This is a genomic window from Pseudomonas fluorescens, assembly GCF_902497895.1.
Taxonomy (GTDB): Bacteria; Pseudomonadota; Gammaproteobacteria; order Pseudomonadales; family Pseudomonadaceae; genus Aquipseudomonas; species Aquipseudomonas fluorescens_BP.
Window position 1 is genome coordinate 1 of the sequence record NZ_CABVHQ010000138.1, and the last position, 3763, is coordinate 3763.

Below are 3763 nucleotides of genomic sequence, written 5' to 3' on the forward strand. Positions count from 1 at the left end.
AGATCGCAGCCTTCGGCAGCTCCTACGCGGGGGCAAGCATCCGGTTTTCGAGTTTCCAAGGATACGACCATGTCCCAAGACCGTCGCTACAGCTTTGAGTTCTTCCCGACCAAGACCGATGCCGGGCATGAAAAGCTCCTCGCCACTGCCCGTCATCTGGCCAGTTACAACCCCGATTTCTTCTCCTGCACTTATGGCGCAGGCGGCTCCACCCGTGATCGCACGATGAATACCGTGTTGCAGCTGGAGCACGAAGTAAAAATTCCTGCGGCGCCGCATATGTCCTGCGTTGGCGACAGCAAGGACGATCTGCGCGGCCTGTTGAGCCAGTACAAGGATGCGGGCATCACCCGTATCGTCGCCCTGCGCGGTGACCTGCCGTCGGGCATGGGCATCGCCAGCGGTGAAATGCGCCACGCCAATGATCTGGTGAGTTTCATTCGCGAAGAGACCGGCAGCCATTTCCACATCGAAGTCGCCGCTTACCCGGAAATGCACCCGCAAGCGCGCAATTTCGAAGAGGATCTGCTCAACTTCGTGCGCAAGGCCAACTCTGGCGCCGACAGTGCAATCACCCAGTACTTCTTCAACGCCGACAGCTACTTCTATTTCGTCGAGCGTGTACGGGCCATGGGCGTGAACATCCCGATCGTGCCGGGCATCATGCCGATCACCAACTACAGCAAACTGGCGCGGTTCTCCGATGCCTGCGGCGCGGAAATCCCACGCTGGATCCGCAAGCAACTGGAAGCTTACGGTGATGACACCCAGAGCATCCAGGCTTTCGGCGAGCAGGTCATCACGCAGATGTGTGAACGCTTGCTGCAAGGTGGCGCACCAGGGTTGCACTTCTATACCCTGAACCAGGCCGAACCTAGCCTGGCGGTGTGGAACAACCTGAAGCTGCCGCGTTGAGGCAGCTGCAAGCTACACGTTGAAAGCTTTAAGCAAGATCAAAAGATCGCAGCCTGCGGCAGCTCCTACGCGGTGGTTCATGTTCCTCTGTAGGAGTTGCCGAAGGTTGCGATCATTTGCTTTTGACGCCTCAACCAGAGCTTGCGGATCCAGTTTCTGGCTCTTTACGGTTTCTCGTCGTAATCTCAAGCCATGCCTCTATTCGCCCAGCTGTTCACCGGCCTTCTTTTCACTTGCCTGAGCCTTGCAGCCCGGGGCGAGAAGCTGCGTATTGTCACCGAACCCTGGGCACCTTATGTGTATGAGGAAAACGGCCAGGCTCGGGGTCTGGACTACGAAACCACGGCGATTGTCTTCCAGCGCCTGGGGATCGAAGTCGAGTGGCAGTTTCTGCCCTGGAAGCGCTGTCTGGCCATGCTCGAACAAGGCCAGGCCGACGGTATCCTGGATATATTCCACAGTAACGAACGCGATAGCACACTGCTTTATCCCAGCGAACCGCTGTCGCAGGTGGATTTTGTGATGTTCTACGCCAATGAGCGGCCTCACCTCTTTCACACCCTTGAGGACTTGCGGGGGCTGACTGTCGGAACCTCGCCGGGTTACCTGTACAGCCAGGACTTCAGCGAATCGCCCCTGTTTCTGCGCGAACCGGCCCCCAGCCATGAAGCCAACTTCGGCAAACTGCTGCGAGGGCGAATCGATCTGTTGATTACTGATCGCCGGGTTGGCCAGTACCTGCTCAACGAATTGAAATTGCGCGATCAAATCAGTGAAAACCCGACAGTGATCAGCAGTAATAGCCAGTTTCTGGCGCTGCGGCGCAATGCCGGGATGGATTTGCTGGTGCAGCGATTCGGCGCCGAACTCAAGCGCTTCAAGCGTGAACCGGCCTATGCCGCGCTCAGCGCCCGGTATGCCGGCAACGAGACCCTTGCGACCCAGCACTCGATAACGTCAAGCCCCCCTGAAAAAACCGTTGAGCAGCAGGAAAGCAGCGCGCAGTGATTGCTCTGTTATACTCCCGCCTTCCCGCCAGGCTCACGCCCGGACGCTCGGTCTTGTAAAAGGCATCTCGACACCGCTACAGCGCAGCCTTTGGCCCGCGCGGGCGCTTTCAGATGAGCCTTCAAGCCCCAGCAGGACCGGACGGGATTGCGTCCTCTTAAACGCCATTCGCGCCAGGCAAGACTATCCCTTTGGGCCAAGCCCTAACTAAAACAGGATTACTCATGTCCTTTGCTTCCCTCGGTCTCTCCGAGGCTTTAGTCCGCGCCATCGAGGCAGCGGGCTATACCGAGCCTACTCCGGTGCAACAGCGGGCCATTCCCGCCGTGTTGCAAGGTCGCGACTTGATGGTCGCGGCACAGACAGGTACTGGTAAAACCGGCGGCTTCGCCCTTCCGATTCTGGAGCGGTTGTTCCCCAACGGTCACCCGGACAAATCACAGCGTCACGGCCCCCGCCAACCACGCGTACTGGTCCTGACCCCGACTCGCGAACTCGCGGCACAAGTGCACGAGAGCTTCAAGGTTTATGCTCGCGACTTGAAATTCGTCAGCGCCTGCATCTTCGGCGGCGTCGGCATGAACCCACAGGTTCAGGCCATGTCCCGTGGCGTTGACGTGCTGGTGGCCTGTCCTGGCCGCTTGCTCGACCTCGCCGGCCAAGGCAGCGTCGATCTGTCCCACGTGGAAATTCTCGTGCTGGACGAAGCCGACCGGATGCTCGACATGGGCTTCGTCCATGACGTGAAAAAGGTCCTGGCCCGCTTGCCGGCCAAGCGTCAGAACCTGCTGTTCTCCGCGACCTTCTCCAATGACATTACGGCCTTGGCCGGGAAGTTGTTGCACAACCCGGAGCGCATCGAAGTCACGCCACCGAACACCACGGTCGAGCGTATCGAGCAACGGGTATTCCGCCTGGCGGCCAGCCACAAGCGTTCGCTGCTGGCGCACCTGATTACTGCCGGTGCCTGGGAACAGGTCCTGGTCTTCACCCGCACCAAGCACGGCGCCAACCGCCTGGCCGAGTACCTGGACAAGCACGGCCTCACCGCCGTTGCCATTCACGGGAACAAGAGCCAGAACGCCCGCACCAAAGCCCTGGCCGATTTCAAGGCCGGTGAAGTGCGGATCCTGGTTGCTACCGATATCGCCGCTCGCGGCCTGGATATCGACCAGCTGCCGCACGTGGTCAACTTCGAGCTGCCGAACGTCGACGAAGACTATGTGCACCGGATCGGCCGTACTGGTCGTGCCGGTCGTTCGGGCGAAGCGATCTCGCTGGTGGCTCCGGATGAAGAAAAACTGCTGAAAAGCATCGAGCGCATGACCAAGCAGAAAATCGCCGATGGCGACCTGATGGGTTTTGACTCCAGTGCCGTAGAAGCCGAGAAACCTGAAGTTCGTGAGCGTCCGGATGTGCGTAACCCGCGCAATGCTCCGCGCGGCCCACGTGGTGACGGCCCGAACGGCAGCGGTGGCGGCGGTGGTCGCAAGGACAAGGGCAAGGACAAGGGCGGCAAAGAGAAGCCTGCGGCCGCAGCTCGCTCCGATCGACCTGCTCGCGAGCAGAAACCGCGTGAAGGCACTCCAGCCCGCGAACAGCGCCAGCCGGCTCCACGTGCAGCAGCTGATCGTGCACCGGATGAGTTTCTCGACGACGACGTTGATAACTTCGGTAACCGCGTCGATTACATTCCGCAGCAAAAGGCACCTCAAGGCCGTGGCCGTCGTCCAGGCGCTCCGGCGCAAGGCGCTGGTGCAGGCGCAGGTGCCGGTACGGCGCCACGCAGCGGTGGCGCAGGTCGTCCAAGCGCTCCACGCAATGGCAGCGGCGCCAGCAC

3 protein-coding genes are annotated in these 3763 nt (G+C 60.3%); all 3 read left to right on the top strand.

What is annotated here, in order from left to right:
* The first annotated feature begins 69 nt into the window (after positions 1 to 69).
* Positions 70 to 915: a methylenetetrahydrofolate reductase [NAD(P)H] gene (metF, locus tag F8N21_RS29980; RefSeq protein WP_150644458.1), complete on the top strand. Its 846-nt coding sequence runs from the start codon at positions 70 to 72 to the stop codon at positions 913 to 915.
* 192 nt (positions 916 to 1107) lie between these two features.
* Positions 1108 to 1923 (top strand): substrate-binding periplasmic protein, encoded by an 816-nt coding sequence (locus F8N21_RS29985; RefSeq protein ID WP_150645563.1) that lies wholly within the window; start codon positions 1108 to 1110, stop codon positions 1921 to 1923.
* A gap of 224 nt (positions 1924 to 2147) precedes the next feature.
* A partial coding sequence (locus F8N21_RS29990) for a DEAD/DEAH box helicase (RefSeq protein WP_150645564.1) occupies positions 2148 to 3763 on the top strand: 1616 nt, incomplete at its 3' end.

Excerpts from the sequence above, each read along its gene's own strand:
- metF (WP_150644458.1), top strand. The coding sequence starts at position 70 with ATGTCCCAAGACCGTCGCTACAGCTTTGAGTTCTTCCCGACCAAGACC.
- F8N21_RS29985 (WP_150645563.1), top strand. The coding sequence starts at position 1,108 with ATGCCTCTATTCGCCCAGCTGTTCACCGGCCTTCTTTTCACTTGCCTG.